The sequence below is a fragment of the Chitinophaga sp. Ak27 genome, assembly GCF_012726295.1.
Taxonomy (GTDB): Bacteria; Bacteroidota; Bacteroidia; order Chitinophagales; family Chitinophagaceae; genus Chitinophaga.
In genome coordinates, this window is sequence record NZ_JABAOB010000007.1 from 300865 (window position 1) to 319744 (window position 18880).

Below are 18880 nucleotides of genomic sequence, written 5' to 3' on the forward strand. Positions count from 1 at the left end.
ATTGAAATTGTGAGTTATGGGAAACAACGAAACAAGACTGACCTGCGCCGAGGCCAGGCAGTATGACCTGGTGAATTACTTAGCTACCCTGGGCATTGAGCCCAAGTATGTGAAGCGGAATGTGTTTTGGTATCTCTCGCCATTCCGGAATGAAAAGACCCCCAGTTTTAAGGTGGATCGTGGTAAAAACATCTGGGCCGATTTCGGGGATATGGAAGCCGATTTAAAGGGCAAGAAATGTTCAGGCGGAAATCTCATCGATTTTGGCGTACGCTTTCACGGATGTACCGTTGGCGAGTTTTTGGCCAAGCTGGAAGGAAGGATAGACCTTCCCCGGTTAACGCCCCAGGAGCGCAAAGCGCAAGCCCAGGAAGAAGCCAATAAGGTAATCATCCTGGAGGATAAGTCCTTATCTCATCCCGCACTATTAGCCTACATCAAGGAGCGCCGGATTCCCTTTCGGATTGCAGACCAGTATTGCCGGGAAGTGGTTTTCAAAATTGGTGACGGTAAACCTCAATTTGCCATTGGATTTAAAAATAACTTCGGTGGATTTGAATTGCGTCGTCCCCGGTTCAAAGGGAGTTCTTCCCCAAAAGGATTTACCACCTTTGTTGCCGATCCCCCGGCATCAGAGATTTCTGTATTCGAAGGGTATTTTAACTTTCTTTCCTACATGACCTATGTTCCAGCTGGATCTGTACCGAAGCAGGATATCATGGTCCTCAACAGCCTGGTTTTCTTTGAATCCGCCCGCACCATTTTAGAGACTTACCCCCAGGCCAATTTGTTTTTGGATCGCAACGGGCCAGGCCAGCGGGTCACCCAAAAAGCCATCCAAAGTCAACCTGCTATCTACCAGGATAAAAGCCTAATTTATCAAGGTTATGAAGATTTCAATGACATGATCTGTCAATTCGGTAGGCGGGTTAAAAATTCCAACCGCCTTTCTCCCTGATCCCCTTCTTTTAAGAAAATAGCATCCAGGGCAGATGCTTATTTTTCTAGCGGAGGTTCTCTGGCTTCGCTCGAACCTGCCAGATGTTCCGTTGTGATACAACGGTTGATTTTTTGACCGCCTATCCTCCCAAGTCGGGGCGGTTGATCGAGTTTAATGATTGATGATGTGAAAAGGAAATTGTGATGACAGCACCCCAAAAAAGAACCCACTGGTTGCATTTGCGCCTCACCGCTGAAGAGTATAGGCTACTGGAGCAACAATTTAAAAGCACCACCGAGCGCAAGATCAGCGTGTATGCCCGCAAGGTTTTTCTCCGAAAACCTATGATCGGCGGCTACCGTAACCTTACTGCCGATGCCCTGATGATCGAGTTCAGTAAACTGATCAAAGACCTCAACGGAGTGGCCAATAACTTTAACCAGGCTATCCATGTCCTGCACACCAACAAGCACCATCAGCACATCCACAAGTGGTTGTCCGGATACCAGGCGGACCGCGCAAAGCTGGTTGCAGACATCCAAAACATCAAGGAGTTTATTCATAAAACGGCTGGAATATGGTTGCAGTCGTAAAGGCCGGAGCCTCCATCAGGCGTACCTTTTATTACAACGAGCATAAGGTTGATGCCCTGATTGAGGCGGTGGATGAAAAGGGAAAAGTGACGCTCAAGCCTGCTGCTGTATTGCTCTTAGCTGCCAATTACCCCATGGATCTGGAAGCCATGAACCGCCAGCAGCGGCTGAATATGCTTCTGAAAACCGCTGAAAAGCGGCCTACAGTGAAAAAGAACAGCCTTCATATTTCGCTGAATTTCGCCCCTGGGGAAAAACTTTCTGAAGCCCTGCTGAAACAGATCGCTGGGGAATATATGGACGCTATTGGCTTTGGCGGGCAACCCTACCTGGTGTATCAACACCATGATGCCGGGCATCCCCATTTGCATATTGTAACCCTGCGTACCCGCCCTGATGGGACTTTAATTAATACCTACAAAATAGGGGCTAATGCGTCCAATAAAGCGCGGTTAATGCTGGAAAAAAAGTTTGGCCTGGTGGAAGCCCAGCAGCATAAACGGGACTTCTTCCGCCTGCCGCCAGTGGATGCCGCCAAGGTACATTATGGTCAGGCCGCCACCAAAAGGCAAATCGTCAATGTGCTGGACTGGGTGTTGACCCGGTACAAATATGCTTCGCTGGCTTCCTTAAATGCCGTCCTGGAAGGCTATCATATCCGCGCAGAACGGGGCAGTGAAAACTCCAGGATTTATAAAAACAGAGGCCTGGTATACAGGGCGCTCAGTCCCACGGGAAAGCCGCTAGGTATACAGATTCCAGCCAGTCATATCTGGTCCAAGCCGACACTTTCCTTCCTGGAAAAGCGATTTAAGGATCATTGCCATTTTACGGCAGAAGAACGAACCAGGGTTAAAAATGCCATTGATCTTTCGCTGAAAAAGGTACGCCAGGACAGTCTTACTGGTCTTACCAGAGACTTACAAAAAGATAAGATCCGTCTGGTGATCCACCGAAATCAGGACCGGATCTATGGGCTGACTTATGTTGACCTGGTGAATAAATGTGTATTCAAGGGTGCTGACCTTGGAACAAACTATAGTGCTAAAGCGGTTTTAGAACGCTGCGCGGTATCTGCTCAGCAGGCCATGCAACAACCATCCCGTTTTGATCATCACCATAATCCGCCTTTCCAACCTCCTGAGCTGGGGACACCCACACCTGCACAGGATACCATTTCCGTTGTCACGACCCTGATGGAGGAGCTCATCGGGCCTGAAATGATCTACGATCCGGTGCCGTATCCACTGCGCGCAAGAAAGAAAAAAAAGAAGAAAAAACAACAACCCGATAACCCTTAATCCCAAATGTGATGGCCCATACAGGTGAAAACGAACAGGCTTTACGCAAGATCCTGGACATGACTCGTTTGATCAGCATTACCCTTTTGGTATTGCATATCTATTATTTTTTTTACGGTGCTTTCTTAGAATGGCATCTGATCACTGCCTTTACCGACAGGTTACTGGTCCATATTTCCAGAACGGGTCTGTTTAGCTTCTTCCATAAATCGAAACTATTTGCCCTGTGCTTTCTGGCCATTTCTGTGCTGGGCACCAGGGGACGCAAAAGCCCCAAGCTGACTTTGAGAAAAGCCTGGAAATATATCCTCTCTGGGCTAATCCTTTATTTCTGTTCCTATTTTCTGTTGCTGCAACCCTGGAAGATCGTTACGATTACGCTGTTCTATACCGGGATCACCTTCACAGGGTACCTGCTGATGCTCACCGGTGGCACCTGGTTAAGCAGGATCATTACGAACCAACTGGCTGATGACATCTTTAATGCAGAGAGTGAAACCTTTCCCCAGGAAGAACGGCTCCTTGAAAATCCCTACAGTATCAATATCCATGCGCAGTATAAATACAAGGGCCGCATCAGGGCTTCGGTATTGAATTTTGTGGCGAATTTTAGGTCCACGATCATCCTTGGCAGCCCTGGCAGCGGAAAATCTGCCTATTTTTTTCGTGAATTTATCCGCCAAAGCCTTGAAAAAAAGTCCCCATATGTCCAGCTGGTCTATGATTTCAAGTTCCCGGACCTCTCCTTGATCGCTTATAACTATTGGCTGAAGAACAAGCATAAGTATAAGGCTAAATCCGAGTGTATTTTTATCAACTTCGATGACCTCTCCAGGACCAATAGGGGGAATGTGTTTGATCCCCTGGGCATGATCGATATCACCGATGCCAGTGAGTCGGCGCGAACCATTCTGCTGGGATTAAACAAGCAATGGCAGACCCGGCAGGGTGATTTTTTTGTCGAGTCCCCAATCAATTTCGTCTCTGCTATTATTTGGTTCCTGAGAAAATATAAGGATGGAAAATACTGTACGCTTCCCCATGCCATCGAATTGCTCCAGGTGGAATATGACAATTTATTTTCCATCCTGCGCCTGGAAGAAACCATTCACGCGCTCATTAATCCCTTCATTCAAGCCTATCTCAATGATGTCATGGAACAGCTGGAAGGACAATTGGCGAGTGCCAAGATCGCCCTGGCCAGGCTTTCTTCTCCCCAGCTGTATTATGTGCTTTCCGGTAATGATTTTAGCCTGGACATCAACAACCCCGATCATCCCAAGATCCTGTGCCTTGGAAACAATCCTCAGAAAATACAAACCTATGGCGCCGTTTTATCCCTATACATCAACCGTCTTTTGAAGATCATCAATAAGAAGGGCAAGCTGCCTTCCATGCTGATTTTCGATGAATACCCCACCATCAGCGCAGACCTGACCAGTACCATATCTACAGGCAGAAGTTCCCTCATTTCCTGTGTACTAGGGGTCCAGAGTCTCCAGCAGATGACCAAGGAATATGGCAAAGAACAGGCCGACGTGATCACCAGTATTGTCGGCAATATTGTTTCCGGACAGGTCACTGGAGACAGTGCCAAGCAGGTATCTGAACGAATCGGCAAGATCATGCAGGATCGCCAGAGCCATAGCATCGGCCAGGAGGTGAGTTTCTCCAACAGCAAACAGCTGGAATATGCTGTGCCGGCCAGCAAGATCGCCATGCTGTCCTCCGGCGAATTTGTGGGAACCTTAGCGGATCTGCCCGATCAGAAGCTTCCCCTTAAAGCCTTTCATTGTACGGTGATGGCGGATTTTGAAGCCATCAATGCAGAAGAAAAAGCCTATCAGCCGATTCCGGTGATCCGCGAGGTGACCCCGCAAATGGTGAATGAAAACTATTTGCGGATTAAGCAGGAGGTGGCAGATCTGGTGTCCTCAGAGATCGCCAGGATGCTCAATGACCCCGAGCTGGAGCATTTAGTGATCCGGAAATAGTCTGTTCAATTCAGACCTTTGTGCAAAGAAACCTTTACCTTTCAGCCTCCAGTGGTAGGAGCAAAAGAAGCCTGGGGCAAAGGTTTAAGATTGCTGGCAGCATCATTTAGCTGGAGGTTCTGTCTCCATAAAATCAACTAAAGGGTGTTGGATCCAGCTGACAATGTGTGGCTTTGTTATATGAGAATAAGCAGCTAAGCCATACCTGCCTTTAACAGCCATAGAAAACTCCAGACGCATTCCTGCGTATTTTACAATATACCCAGCATAATAACTCTCAGCTCTAGTAAACAGGTCATTCAATTCTTGGATGTTAAAAGTCGGGAAGTTATGCTTAAAGATATTACTGACCTTCTCCAAGTTGCGATCAAATCCCAGAAGGAAACCTTTCTTTCTGGTGAGTACCAGGAATTCTTCTCCCTTATTTACTGTTTTGAAAACCCTATTATAGGATCTAACCAGGGATTGTATATCAGGTTCTGCGTCGACCCATTGCATATCCGTTCTTTCGCTGTGCTTCACAGCACGATCATAATGGTTTTTGGCTTCGTGTTCTGCTGACATTTCTCCCACGTCGCGGTGACCCTGGGTTAATTTGATAAGGAATTCCTCGAAGGTTTTACAGGTGCGGAAGGGCTTCATGTCCCTTCTGGTCCATGGCAGTTTCATAAGGCGTAATGCTTTTAATTTGTGAGCAAGTGGTTATTTCATTCTTTAGATTGTACTTCTGGCGTCCGAATTAAAACAACGTTCCGGGGAATAGGGTAAGGTAGACCTGTTCATCTGCAATTCCTACAAAAGGTATCGAAAAACCGCTCCTGTTATCCAGTAGAACCGACAAAGGGTAATTCTCCCTGGTATTTTTCCAGGCGGATTCTATGGGATTCATCGATGAGGGTAAGCTACGAACATGATGGAGCAGATGCCAGTGCATGGTTACAATGATACTCAGAATGGTGCATACTGATTTAACGCGATTCATTTGCATAATTTGGGTTTGGTGTGGTAGCCTATCATGATGGCCGAAGAAGAATCAACGGCCTTATGATAAACTGACTTTTTCGAAATCCGTCGCAAGTTTATCGGTTTTATTAAGGCCGCTTGTTGAATGATCGTGAAGCAAAGAGGGTTAACAACTGCCTAACAACTGCTTAACAAAGCTGTAAAATTTTTGGGTACTATTCATAATAGGAGCCTATTGACTTGCCGTGCTTTAATTTTGATGCTGTTTTTTTTCTCCCTTTTCCCAATTTCCGTTGAGATAAAACGCTCCTAAATCACAATGAGCTTCCGCTTTCTCATACCTATAAATGAGCATCGCCTGATCTTCCAGGTCTTCCAGATCCCCAAAATCCTCCATCATTCCACAGTCTTCAAGATGAATCAAGTTATTGGGTCCAGGATTTTTAATGACTTCATTGGCTTTTATTCTTGTTTTAGATGGTATTCTTACACCAGGGCCAATATTGGAATAGGAATCAATCAAAACATGTTTTCCAATAATGACCTGGTTTTGGATTCTAGAACAGGCGGCTATGACACTGAATACTCCAATGCTACATGCTTCTCCAATTACGCAATCGGCGCCGATGGATACATCGCTTTTAACTTTTGTTTCCGATCCAATATTGGCTCTGTTACTGACTATTACATTGGGTCCTAACTGCACCCCGAATTGTAAATAAGCCCTGTCACATACCGAAACCACCTCACTTAGTTTACATTTTCCTTCGATTTCAACGTAGTTGCCAAGTTGTACATGATTCCCGATGACGCTCCCTTGGCCTATTTTAGTGTGAAATCCAATTTTAACATTATATCCGATGATGGCGCGGTCTCCGATGTAAACTCCTTTTCCGATAATCACATTTTTTTCGATCAGCGCCTTTTCACCTATGGTGACCTGGGGAAGTACATGTAATCCTTCTCCTAAAATTGCGGTTTGTGCAATCTGGATTTGCTGCCGTTTCAATTCCTTATCTTTCAATCGGAATTTTTTCCAGGTGTCGTCAATCAACAAGAAAACTTCGCGCGTCTGCATATGGTTGTCATTATTTGAACAGTGAAGTTAAGTGCTGGAAATTCTCCAAGCGTTAATCGATCGTTAAGCCATTTTTCCCTTTTGGGTTGGGATTGGCTGACACCTTTCCCAAAGGTAACGATCCGATGGCCGAATATTTCAGTATTAAAATTTTAGTATATTGAGCAGCAATTAACGCCCAATATGAATGACCATCAAAAGCTCAACCAGATTCTGGAGTTTATCGTGATCCATCCAGAAAGGATTAATATCAATGCGCATACCATACAGGAAATCCTTATTAAGGAGCCTATTGATTTCAATGAGGCCCAGTCACTTCATCGCCAATTGATGGTTAGCCGCGTGGTACGGGTGATCGGTTCACAATACCTGGCTTATTCCTTTGAAACTTTACAATTCCTGGAGCGGGGAGGTTTTGGAGGTCTTTATCGTAAAAAGGAACAGGCCAAAGAAAAACAAGAAATAATAACCTTAGCACCTGCCCATCCAACTGAACTTAATGTGTCTAAAGTATTTATTTCCTATGCCTGGGGAGAAGAAGAAGATCAATTAAAAGTGCTGTCCTTCACCAATCATTTAAGGAAGAACGGGTTTCATGCAGAAATAGATCAAATAATCAGCCAAAGGTATACTGCACCTAATTTTAAGGAAATGATGGTAAAAGCCATGCAATATGACAAGGTAGTGGTGGTCCTTTCTGAAAAGTATAAAATTAAAGCAGATCAATTTGAAGGTGGTGTGGGTACAGAGTTTAAACTGCTGATCAATGATATGGAGGCCCAGCCAAATAAATATATCCTCGTCAGCTTTAAAGGGCGCCAGGCTTCCATTATTCCCTTTGCGTTACAAGGTTACGATGTTGTAGATGTATCTGCCTCTAGTGGAATGGAGACGTTAATGAGAAAATTAACCGGACAACCTAAATATGTTTTTGCAGAAGTAGCCGCCGAAATGCCAATTTTTAAGCCAGTCCCTATTCCGGAGTTTAATATCGAACCAAGCAGCCCAATCAAACCTGAACAGCCTGCCATGAACGTAAACGCTAACTATTCTATAGAAAGGTATGCCCTTCAAACCAACCTAATTCATTTTAAATTTAACCGCATACCGAACCATCAACCAGTACTGATAGAATGGTATAGATTCGACTTGGATGAAGAAGCGGTTGATGATATAAGGGGCTTCACGTATCAGGAATTAGAAGAATTTAAAACCTATGCAGTTAATAATACCCTAAATTTCGGAGGACCTAAAGACTACAAAAAGGTTACTGACGGTGACATCCCCGAGATTACCGAATATGATTTACTACGTACAGATAAATTTGAATTCCCAAGCCATTTGATCATAGTACCTCAACCGGAGGTTGAAAAAAGCAATAAGGTTAGTGATTGTATGGAGATTCTATTGATCAATGAAAATGGAATAACACATCACGACTATAAATTACCTTATGGGGTAATTGGAAAAATCCTAAATAGGGGGTGACAATTCCTGTGCCTAGACAGCATTATTTAGGGCAAGGTCCTTTTGCCTTTCTGGTTGGCCTGGCCGACCTTACTCCGAAAAACGGTCCAAATCTAAGTGCACAATATTTCTGATTTCACTGCTTTTCATTTCGTTGACCTTATCAAGCACAAGAATACTAAAAATATTAGTATTTAATGTTAAAAATATTAGTATTAATTCAGCCTCCTTAGCCTGAGAGGGTTATACTTCATAACGATATTTATATTGGGGAAATGTCGTATTTTTAAAATAGGAACCGGAAGCAGCAGGCCTTCTGGATGATTAATTTCGTCGTTAACTTGCCAGCTATTAACATTTGATTAACGCATTGCCCTAAAATAAGACACAACTTTACACCAACAGGCTTTAGTTCCGGCATTGTTCCATCGCACAATTTTTTTGACTGATCTATCGAAACCACTTGACTCGTTATTAAAGTATCAAACCACTTGACTCCTGATGCTGGCTACACCTCAATAGTCAGGACACGCTCATTTAAACCCAGTACCATTTATGTCCTACACTGTAAAAAACATTGTTCTACGTTTAATCACTGCCGGCACTGATTCGGCGCTAACCCTTGAAAAAAAGCGGCTCATCGTTATCGTCAACAAAATTTCTCTGATCACAGCCTTGCTTTGTACCATCATTACGACGGTTTTGTGGTTTTCTGCACACAGTCTTGTGATTTGCTTGCCTGGCGTGATTGAACTCAGTTTGTTTTTAGGAGTCATTCGGCTCAATCGAATTGGCAAACACGATCTGGCATTAAGCGCAGTATTTATCCTGCATGGGGCCAGCGCGTTGTATTTTGGTGCGATCATGGGGCCGGTGGTCAATATAGAAGCCCTAATTGTTTTCCTATGCAGTGCTGTATTTCTGATGATCCGCTCCAATGCGCACAAGTGGGGAACGGTGATCCTGATCCTTCTGATGGGCATCACTTTGAAAGTCGTATGGTACGAGCATTTAAGCACTCCCGTAGCCTTTAACCAGCTGACTCAAAAGTTATCTTACTTCTTTTCATTTTTCGCCGTGCTCAGTTTAAACGGAGCGGCCATCTATTTTTATACCCGTGAAATGCGTAAAAGCAACCTGGAACTGGAAGCGATTATCGCAGAACGCACACAGGATTTGAAAACAGCCAATCAGTTTAAAACCCAATATCTGAACGAAACCTCGCATGACTACCGGGTTTTTGTACAGCCCATACAAAACCTTAGCACCATACTGATGGAAGGTTGGGAGGAAAAGGGGCGCCCAGATGAAATACTGGTGGCCAGTAATGTAATTAAGGCTATTCATGTCGCAGGTTCCAATATGATGGATCTGGCGGGCAATTCCCTGGACCTGGCCAGCATCGAATCCGGAAACTTTGTAAACCCTGACCCCGAGCCATTTGCCTTTCACGGCTGGCTGTATACAACCCTGGAGTCTTACCAGTTCGCGGTAATGAGTAAACCCCAGTTTAAAGTGCAGATTGATCCGGCTATACCCGATGTTATTGTATCCAGCCGGAAGCTTTTGACCCGTATCGTTAGAAACCTATTGTCCAATGCCATAAAATTTAGTCCCAGGGGAAAGGAGATCGCAGTTTCCGCTTTTGTTACTGAGGAGGGGATACAAATCAACGTCACTGACCAGGGACCTGGAATCGCGCCAGAAAAGCTCGATAATGTGTTTGACGATTTTTTCACCACCGCATCCCCCAATTCTGAAGGAACAGGTTTGGGACTATCCATTGCCAAACGCTTTAGCCGGGCCCTTCATGGGGACCTAACGGTTCAAAGCCAGTTAGGGCATGGCACTACATTTAGTCTAATCTTTCCTTTACAGAAAGGCGCCTGGGCCCAAATTTCTTCGACGCAAAAAAAACAGCGCAGTAATTTATTAGGCTGTAATGTCCTGGTGGTCGATGACGACACCACCAGCTTATTAGCGACCAGTAAGTTGTTAAAGATAGTAGGGTGCAGGACCTATGTCGCTGAGAACGTGGACTTGGCCTTTAGGCTTATGGAAAATGCGATCAAACCAGAACTGATCCTGGTTGATTACCATATGCCCGGCGCCAATGGAAACGAACTGATTGATCGCCTGCGTAAGAACCCATCTCTATCTCATATTCCGGTGATCATGATCACGGCATCCGAGTTGAAGGATCTGGAAGATGATTTACATGCGGATTCATTCCTGGTCAAACCAGTCACCGCGGAAAAATTGGTCGCTGAAATTTCAAAATACCTTCACAGCCAATATTCTACAACTGCGGAAAATTAACATTTGAGCAGGTGTTAGATAAATGCTGCAAAAATGCGGGGCATTGTTGTATCTTTTATACCTATCCGATAAAAAATGAATAGTATACAGATCCCTCAGCTCTATTGCCCTGTTGAAACCAGCATCAACCCATTTGTTCACATCGTGACTAACCATACCAATCAGTGGGTACAAACGTTTGAACTCCATACAGGCCAAAGCTATGAGAAATACCTTGGCGACAATTTTGGTTTTATGACGGCCCGGTTTTATCCCTTTGCTCCCCTGGAGCATCTATGCCTGGCCAATGATATCAATGTGTTGCTATTTGTGATGGATGATGCCATGGATAATCAAATCGTAAAAAATGATTTGATTACCACTCGCAAAAAGTTTGAAGCCTTTATCGCCACTACCCTCGACATCCTTCACCTGCCTCAGGAGTATAATGGAGAACCGACCGGCGTATTTGCCGCAACCCTAGACGTATGGAAACGCCTTTGTGTCATTAGCAACAAAAGGTGGCAAGATAATTTCATTCTCAGTATCGCCAAAATGTTTGAGGCTGCGTTATGGGAATTTGATAATGTGGCGTCTGGTCGTATTCCAACGGTGAGTGAATTCTATAATAAGCGACAGTTTCTAGGAGCGGCGCACATCAGCACTGATATGATTCCGATTATTGAGCAGATCGACCTTCCAGAACAACTGTTGAGTCATCCTTCTATCGAGGAGCTGACCGTACTTGCCAGAAATGCAGTTTGCTGGGCCAATGACCTGTTCAGCCTCAGCAAAGAAATTATACATGGTGACCAGCACAACATGGTTTTCATCATGCAGGCTGAAAAGAAGCTTTCCTTACCTCAGGCTATTCATCAAACGGCGGCTTTGCATGACACCGATATGCACAAATTCATGGCCATCTCCAAAGAATTGCCTTCCTTCGGTGCCTTTGACCACTCGATCAGCAGATACGTGCGCATACTAGGCGCGATCTTAAAAGGTAATGTGGACTGGAGTACGGCAGAAACCAAGCGCTATGATTTTTCCTACATCAGCGCGCAGTAATCATTCAGGGCTGAAAATGTTTGTGGTTTGCATCGAAGAATTTGAAAGATAGAGAATTTAATAAAGGGCGTTTTGTGAATGAAATAGAAATAATAAATAGTTCTGCATTTTTTTAACGTTATTTTTCTAATTAGATCTACATATGGCGGCAATTTTATCTGTGCTAGAATTTCTTCAAAAGTATATTGGTGTATATGGCGCTGTAGTTTCCACAATATTAGCCACACGTGCATGGCGCTTGAACCGACCAAGAATTGAAACTACCTATTATTTCAGTGGCAACCCACAGTCAGCGGATTATATTGCAATTTTAAATAACTCTACTAAGAACATCACAATTAGCTACGTCGAGCTATTTTTATCAAGTAAATCCAAACTATTTTTCTGGCCAATAACTCAAAGGTTTATTTCGAGAAAAAAGATGACGGCGGTCTGCCAACGAATCCAAACCGGGGATGAGGATGATCAAAGAATTTTTACGATTCTCCCTTTTAAATTTGAGACATATGGCATTGATGAACAATTTGCCTTCAGTATACCCTCTGGCAAAAGCCTTTATATTCAACTCACTATTATGGGGAAAACACGAAAGTTGATACAGCAAGTATGCTAATTCACTCGATTTTTATCCGATTCTTATTTCCTGTAGATTTAAAAGTTTTAGTTGCAATGTTTTTCAAAAGTAGAAATAGGTATACTTGAGCAACAAAGGCAGAAATTTATATAACTAACGTCATTCATTCAGGCGAAAAATAAATAGTGTTTGCTTATTTGAAAACTCTCAATACGAAACTATTTTGCCTTAATCATCATTTGGTTCCTCCAGCGCATTTGGGTCATCATCGCGCACATTAGAAAAACGGGCATCCCAGAATTTTTCCCATTTCAACTCGCCATTTTCATACCAAACCATGTATTTGCGGCTTTTCATAGGGTGTTCATTACTTTTAATAGCATTATTAAGAGCATTCTTTTCCCGTAGAAGGTCCACGAACCATACAATCTCTTTACCATCAGCATCAAGTTTGGCTAAGAACTCTTTTTTTGGCACCAGAGTCATTTCCTGCTGGTCATAATTTGGAAGACTAAGGATATGGTTAATAGCCATGATATGGCCAGCATCATCCAGAAATAATTGTTGCGACATCTCGTTGATACCAAGCATAGTCCTGACTATTTTAGAAGGAATATATATTTCATCTTCACCGTCCTCAACCGTATTTTTTGTAACACTGGTCACTGTGTACTGCATATATTTTTCCTCCCCATGTGGTGGTAGGTAATATGCCTGGATATCGCTATTTTCACCGATCCATTTCATCCAGACTATATCAGACGGATTACTGTAAGTATCCGTATCAGGAGAACCAACCATCTGATCTAAATATTCTACAAAAGAACTTCTGCTAGCATGATTTTTAACTATATCTAGCAATGCAGATGACTGCCATTTATCTATAAGAACACCTCGGATATCCACACTGGCATTAATAAAGGCTTTGGAATCATGAACAGAAGTATAGTTGAACAGCGCCAGCCATTCTCTGTCAGTACCCTCATTGCGCAATTCACGGTCATTGAAATGAATCCAGTTGTTGAAGTCAACTACCGGCTCACTTTCTACAGCTTGCCTTACTTGGTCGTCAGGTGTTCCAGCCCCCTGCATTTCCGGTGCAAGTGGTTCTTTGACGATCCAGTTATCTTCGATATCAGGCATTTCTTCATGAGGAACTACCGGAAGAAATTCGGCCGGGTTGTCAATGGTGACGATCTTCATGTAATCATCCACAAACTCCCCGTTTTTTTCCAACGGAAGGTACTCAGAAAGATACCCTTGGATATAATGCACAGCAAGCCAGGTATACTTCTCTTCCTGGGTAAATAATTTGCTTTTTGCCCCATGACTTGCATCAGTATAACCGTTGCCATCTCTTTCGCTTCGTTTAAAGCCCAGGCTTTTCATGTAGGCAATAGCAGCCGAAATAGTCCAGGAATATGCAGAAAGATGTTTAAGTCCCAACTGATCCAGATAGGTCTTCAAAAATTCCTCTCCTACACCTTCAGGCTCCGTCTGGTCATTCACGGACTCATAATCCAGAAAATCTTCAAAAGCACGCTTGATCACATACCAGGCTAAATCATGGACAATCGGGTAGATTTCCTGACCGCCCTTGGCCAATGCATCAGTATCAATTGGAATAATTTCAATTTCTTCAGGCTGCCGCGGTCTTGCCTGTGTGGCCTGTTCATCAGAGATTACGCCGGCATAAAAGGCTTTTTCAACGACAGCACGGAACCCTGTTTTGACAATGATGTTGTGGTGGCTGCTAGCTTCTGGGAAAACATTGACCAGTGCCCATTCTGCTAGTTTCTGAAGCCCAGTTTTATCTTTTAATTTGGTTGCAACCCCCAAGGTAATTGAGGCTAGGTCTTCTTGTATTTGCGGATCATAACAGATGAATAATTTTTGGAGCAATAACACGAATTCTTTGGGCTGTTTGATCGCCCAGCCGGTCAGCGCAGTGCGCAATCGCTCCCTAAAGGACTGATCGAGCGTCGCCAGCGCCCAGCCAAACATCAGCGGATATTCATTGTGCAGAGCAAGGTCAGAAAGATAAAGTTCTCCTTCTCCGTCGGGGTCGATTACCCGCCGCAGGTCATATCTATAATTTTGCTGATTATCTCCCTTGCTGATTCCAGCAATATCCTTTCTGTCCATCCCCAGCCAGATCTTATCACGCTCCACCGCCGAAGGTTGCCTCATCAATAGCTCATGCAGATACTCCGATCCGAAATAATTAGCCGAAGAGGCCGCAGAAGGATAAATGAGGCTCCTGAATACTAAGTAACGGTTGATGTGGTCTTTGAAATATAATTCTTCAACCCTTGCGCTGAAAGATGCCGCAACTCCAGCCGGGGCATGGATCAATGCATTGGTCTGTAACTGCTGAATTGTAGCTTGCTGGATTCCCTCAGTGAGGAAACCATCCCGACCGATCAGCATATCGTACTTATGGAACAGTGTATTGACAATATCCTGAACGATTCGTTGGTTTACCATAGGAGATTGTGTTGCAGCAGGCACTCCGCCCCCCAATAGCAAATGTTCCGGAATAGCGTTAATTTCCTCACTCATAATGCCCTCAACAAATTTCTCGGCCATAATCACCTCCATAATCGACTGGTAGGTGAGCGTATAGATTACTTGTATCTTTTTCAGTGCCCCTTTTCCCAGAGGGATTTCACTTTTGGTTAGAAACGCATTGTTTACCAGGAAATCAATAACCCGCTCAACCTCATCCTTTTCCAGATAGCTTAAAGCGCCATCATTTAACAGGCTGAAAAGTTCGGGATGTGAAATCTCCGAATGCTCATAAAACACTTCAGAAATTGTTCCAATGGCATCTCTTACCGGGCGGCGTGCTACTCCTGGATTTTTGACCTGGCGAAATTCTTCCTCCATCCGCTTGACCTTTTCATCAAGCAAATCATGCTCGGCCGTGAGTATCTCATCTTCTGCGGTTAGGTGATGGTTTTTGTATAGGTTACAGAACAACCGTAGCGCATACAGGCTGTCGATTCCCCGGATCAGTGACCGGGGTTCAACGGTAATACCAAAGTGCTCAAAATAACGATCAACCACCTCATGAACCGCAATATCTCCTTCATGGGGAATATCAATGATGCGGAACGAAACATCCGCCGGCATTTCCGGGTCATCCCGAAAGTAAGGCCTTGCAGTAAAGGCGAAACGTATCCGCGAATACCGCTTCATCAAAGTAACACTCTCACGTATCCGTTCATACCATTCTGTCCAATGGGAGGTATCTTCATCAATTCCATCGACGCAGATCATGACCTTTGTGGGTTCAGATTTAAGTTCATCTCCAGGTTTCAGCGTCTTGGCTGCTAGGTAATCTGCGCGGACTGCAAGAGTTTCGAGCGCAGAGAGCATTTCATTCTTGTTCCAATTGTCAATATCTAGCGCCTTTTGTAGCAAAGTTGTCCAATCACCGCACTGGGCACCTTTGGCCCTTATGATCATGGCCGGAACGCGCTGCTGGTTCAATCGCCTGTCCACTGTATTAGAAACCGCATGGGTTTTACCTGTACCCGGCTTGCCCAAAAAGAGTCTGCCGGATTGTGCTATGTCATCCCGAATGCCTGACATGATACCCTCAAGGTTGAGATGCATGATCCGATCGAGTAGTTCAGTTAGCCTCCGATGCAGACCAAGCTGTCTAGCACTCGGCCTAAAGTTATTCAGGGTATTAAACAGTTCATCACTCACCGGCATGGGTGGAAGGTTCACGTCAGGCAATGTATTGAGGCCCTCCTGGACCGCATTGATCACAGGTAAAAAGGCAGTCATATTTTGATCGATATTGGTCCGAATGGCTCGTAGCTCAGGCAACATAGCACTTCCCTTTTCAAGGGTTTGAATGAAACGTGTGATCAGCGCGCTGCCATTTTTCAAAATTTTCGTGGTTGTCCCAATCTGTTCCAGCAATTCCTGGCGATATTCCCTGCTGAAAAGTATCTGGTCAATTTGCTCCTGGATCACACCAGGGCCGTGTAACTCAGGGATATAACGTTTGTCTATCCAGGCGGCCTTTTCCAGATCAAACTGCTGTATCAGATGGTTATGTGTAACAACATCCCGTTCAAACCAGAACTTGTGCATACCTTCGTTATCCATTTCCAGTAGTTCGTTTTGCATATCCTGCTCAAACCACCAGGTAAAAGTCGTGCCTGGGTGTGCCGTATGCGCTTTATCTGTAAGCTGATCCACGCGTGACTCTTCCGAATCCGTTATCGGAACCTTGCCCTTGCCCATTTTACTGGAGCCCAAGGAACGGGGTACACAAATTATGTATTCGACAATCCGCTTTCGATGACCAAGGGCAGTGTTGATCGATTTTTCTATTTGCTTGATTTGGGAATCTTGCATACTAGTGCGGAACCATTTCGCTTGAACTGCAATGATATCGCCGTTTTTGAACTGGCCATAACCCTCGATACCTCCATCGCCACCGGCACCATTAACCACGCGAAACTTCGCAAGGTCACTTCCATATTTTCTACGGAGGTGCCGTTCAAACAATTGGGTGCAAAAAGTTTCAAAAGCATTTTGCGGGCTATCACTGTATGTTTTGAAATTGTTAAAGTCCATAACTATTTATAATCATTTACCTGTCGCGTAATAAGCAACAATTGGTATTTTTTGTCTATCTATTATAGCAATATATTAATTATTAACTACATGACTTTAAATATTTTCACCAAAGCAAGCCGCTACTCTAAATGGTTAAAAATGTGACTGGCAACATAGAAAGGCTATAGACCAAGTTGCTTTTATCCAGGCTGATTTTTCCAGGATCTTTTAATGCTAAATTTCCAATATTGCTAAAAATCGTTTCAAAGGCTATTTTGGTTTCCAGCTTGGCCAATGGAATACCCAAACAGGCATGGATACCGTGACCAAACGCCATCGATTGATTCAGGTTCCCTCTTGTTGGATCAAATTCATCAGGGCGTACAAATACAGCTTCATCGCGGTTCGCTGAACTGATCATCACATTTAACAGATCGCCTTTTTTTATCTGCGACCCGGAAACTTCAGTATCCTCTGTGGCTATACGTGGAAAGCCAATCACCGGACAAACCAACCGCAGTGCCTCGCTGACAGCTTTAGGTATATCGCCGGGATTGGCCGCAAGTTGCTGCTGGATAGAAGGGTATTCACAAAAGGCAAACATGGCATTGCTCAAAGAGCTTTTTGTAGTTTCATAACCACCTAAGAAAATGGCCACGCACATGGCTGCTACATCATCCATGGAAAGTTTTTCACCTTTGATCTCCGCGGAAATTAAATGACTCATAAGGTCATCCTGCGGTCGATGCTGCCTTTCCTGGACCAATTCACCAAAATAGATGGCCATTTCCTGCATACTTTTTGCGAAAATTTCAATACCGGTCACATTAGGGTCTCCAGCCACAGCAATGATCCATTTGCGCACCTGATCCGCGTCGTGATCCGCAACACCGACCAACCTGCTGATAACGCGGTGCGGTAACTGGATCGCAAAATCGTTTACAAAGTCCATTTCTCCTTTTGAAATGAAGGGAGATAGAATCTCTATACATTGTTCCCTTATCCAACCTTCCAACCTCTGGACAACCGAAGCTGAAAATACCAGACTGGAGAAATTCCGAAGGCGTGTATGCTGGGGCGGATCCATTGCGTTGAGCTGCCTGGTGTAAATATTATCACCGACTTTTGGAATGTACTCTGAAGAAAACCTTTTGTGATCTGCTAAAACTTCCTGGACATCCGTATAGCGGGTAATGTTCCATCCACCAGGTAGTACATTACTATAATAAGGAGTAAAACCAGGGTCAAAGTTTGGTTTATCTAATAAGCTACGATGCCATAGGGCGAGCTCTTTTAGGGATGTTTTCATGGTTGATGAATGTTGTATTGAGCTAAAGAATAATATAAAATACAGCAAATGTGTTTATAGAGGAAATTTTTTATTTAGATGGTATTTTTGTCTTGTAACTCCAATTTTAACGATGAATTTGACTCCAGCAAAACAAATATTATAAGCCATAAAATCTGTGATTTTGTTATCTAAACTGTGGTATTTATTCAAGCTTGGTTTGAATATTTAAACCTGCATTTATCAAAAGAGGATACAAAGTCCATCTTACCTTTTGAACGCCAAAAGAAACTTGATTTTGAATGGCTCCCTGAGAATGATGAGGAATTCTATATGGTCATTGAAAATGCTAAGCCGGAGATCCTGGAAGCATTTGGGTTTATAAGGTACTCTTCTTTACCTGGAGAGTTTTATCGGCAATGCCAGCCGGCTATGGATAAATTGTTAGGTCCAGGACGCGACCTGTTCTTATTCCCCGTTGAATGGTACGGAATCATACCAAGAAATTTTGTTGTATTCGATATTGCCGCAGAGAGATTCCCCTTTGAACACCAGGAGACCTTAAACGATGCCCGAAGTGGATGCTTGTCTTTTGATATTGCTTTACGCGTTGGGGATTTATAATAAAGATCCGGTTTACAAGATAAGATCATTTAATGCTCATTATATTGTTTCCCCCTGCAATTGGAGTTCATTAATATTTAATATACCGGAAATCACATATTGAATTATATT

13 protein-coding genes are annotated in these 18880 nt (G+C 43.9%); 9 read left to right on the forward strand and 4 right to left on the reverse strand.

The genetic code is table 11. The features are described from left to right. The first annotated feature begins 16 nt into the window (after positions 1-16). The 4 genes from HGH90_RS23405 to mobC all read left to right on the forward strand — a co-directional run bounded on the left by HGH90_RS23405 (position 17) and on the right by mobC (position 4828). Positions 17-958: a toprim domain-containing protein gene (locus HGH90_RS23405; protein ID WP_169191997.1), complete on the forward strand. Its 942-nt coding sequence runs from the start codon at positions 17-19 to the stop codon at positions 956-958. Between the two features lie 185 nt (positions 959-1143). Further along, the gene (locus HGH90_RS23410; protein WP_169191998.1) at positions 1144-1533 is read left to right on the forward strand and encodes a plasmid mobilization protein; all 390 of its coding nucleotides are present in this window, start codon (positions 1144-1146) and stop codon (positions 1531-1533) included. Further along, positions 1518-2834, forward strand: coding sequence for a relaxase/mobilization nuclease domain-containing protein (locus tag HGH90_RS23415; RefSeq protein ID WP_169191999.1), 1317 nt, complete (start codon positions 1518-1520; stop codon positions 2832-2834). The genes HGH90_RS23410 and HGH90_RS23415 overlap by 16 nt, the downstream gene beginning before the upstream one ends. Before the next feature lie 11 nt (positions 2835-2845). Further along, entirely contained in the window at positions 2846-4828 is a 1983-nt protein-coding gene (gene mobC, locus HGH90_RS23420; protein WP_169192000.1) for a conjugal transfer protein MobC, read from the forward strand. Between the two features lie 102 nt (positions 4829-4930). Here the strand turns inward: mobC and HGH90_RS23425 are convergent, their stop codons facing one another. Both HGH90_RS23425 and HGH90_RS23430 read right to left on the reverse strand, forming a co-directional pair. Further along, the gene (locus HGH90_RS23425; RefSeq protein WP_169192001.1) at positions 4931-5497 is read right to left on the reverse strand and encodes a hypothetical protein; all 567 of its coding nucleotides are present in this window, start codon (positions 5495-5497) and stop codon (positions 4931-4933) included. Positions 5498-6041: 544 nt separating this feature from the next. Continuing rightward, on the reverse strand, positions 6042-6869 hold the full coding sequence (locus tag HGH90_RS23430) for a DapH/DapD/GlmU-related protein (RefSeq protein ID WP_169192002.1): 828 nt from the start codon (positions 6867-6869) through the stop codon (positions 6042-6044). Between the two features lie 183 nt (positions 6870-7052). On the opposite strand from HGH90_RS23430, the gene HGH90_RS23435 reads away from it, so the two are divergent. The 4 genes from HGH90_RS23435 to HGH90_RS23450 all read left to right on the forward strand — a co-directional run bounded on the left by HGH90_RS23435 (position 7053) and on the right by HGH90_RS23450 (position 12315). Continuing rightward, on the forward strand, positions 7053-8357 hold the full coding sequence (locus HGH90_RS23435) for a toll/interleukin-1 receptor domain-containing protein (protein WP_169192003.1): 1305 nt from the start codon (positions 7053-7055) through the stop codon (positions 8355-8357). A 534-nt stretch (positions 8358-8891) separates the two neighbouring features. Beyond that, the gene (locus HGH90_RS23440) at positions 8892-10655 is read left to right on the forward strand and encodes a hybrid sensor histidine kinase/response regulator (RefSeq protein WP_169192004.1); all 1764 of its coding nucleotides are present in this window, start codon (positions 8892-8894) and stop codon (positions 10653-10655) included. A 75-nt stretch (positions 10656-10730) separates the two neighbouring features. Further along, positions 10731-11702 carry a terpene synthase family protein gene (locus HGH90_RS23445; RefSeq protein ID WP_169192005.1) on the forward strand — a complete coding sequence of 324 codons (972 nt, stop codon included), beginning with the start codon at positions 10731-10733 and terminating at the stop codon, positions 11700-11702. A gap of 142 nt (positions 11703-11844) precedes the next feature. Then, on the forward strand, positions 11845-12315 hold the full coding sequence (locus tag HGH90_RS23450; protein WP_169192006.1) for a hypothetical protein: 471 nt from the start codon (positions 11845-11847) through the stop codon (positions 12313-12315). 189 nt (positions 12316-12504) lie between these two features. Here the strand turns inward: HGH90_RS23450 and HGH90_RS23455 are convergent, their stop codons facing one another. Beyond that, entirely contained in the window at positions 12505-16875 is a 4371-nt protein-coding gene (locus HGH90_RS23455) for a hypothetical protein (RefSeq protein ID WP_169192007.1), read from the reverse strand. Between the two features lie 127 nt (positions 16876-17002). Continuing rightward, positions 17003-18166: a cytochrome P450 gene (locus tag HGH90_RS23460; protein WP_169192008.1), complete on the reverse strand. Its 1164-nt coding sequence runs from the start codon at positions 18164-18166 to the stop codon at positions 17003-17005. A gap of 177 nt (positions 18167-18343) precedes the next feature. On the opposite strand from HGH90_RS23460, the gene HGH90_RS23465 reads away from it, so the two are divergent. Next, on the forward strand, positions 18344-18769 hold the full coding sequence (locus HGH90_RS23465) for a hypothetical protein (protein ID WP_169192009.1): 426 nt from the start codon (positions 18344-18346) through the stop codon (positions 18767-18769). The last annotated feature ends 111 nt before the right edge of the window (positions 18770-18880 follow it).